Raw genomic sequence first — 333 nt, 5'->3', positions numbered from 1 at the left:
GTGCGGGGCGTTCCCGGACATCGACCTGGCGGCGGTCAACGGGCCGGCCGCGGTGGTCGTGTCGGGTGCCGAGGAAGAGATCGTGCGGATCGCGGATCTTGCCTCGGAGCGGGGTTGGAAGACGTCGCGGCTGCGGACGAGCCACGCGTTCCACTCCCGGCTGATGGAGCCGATGCTGGCGGAGTTCCGGGCCGTGGTGAGCGGTCTGGCCTTCCACGACCCGGTGCTTCCCGCCGTCTCGACGGTGACGGGCGAGGCCGTGACGCCCGGTCAGTGGTCGGACCCGGAGTACTGGGTCGACCAGGTCCGCCGCCCGGTCCGCTTCGCCGACGC

At 72.4% G+C, this 333-nt stretch carries 1 protein-coding gene; it reads left to right on the top strand.

Annotated elements, in window-relative coordinates; genetic code table 11:
* Window positions 1-333 (top strand): acyltransferase domain-containing protein (locus PUR56_RS12905; RefSeq protein ID WP_329948999.1); only part of this gene is annotated, 333 nt, incomplete at both ends.

The sequence above is a fragment of the Streptomyces sp. BE303 genome (assembly GCF_036290945.1).
GTDB lineage: Bacteria > Actinomycetota > Actinomycetes > Streptomycetales > Streptomycetaceae > Kitasatospora.
This window is presented reverse-complemented; position numbering and strand designations above follow the sequence as displayed.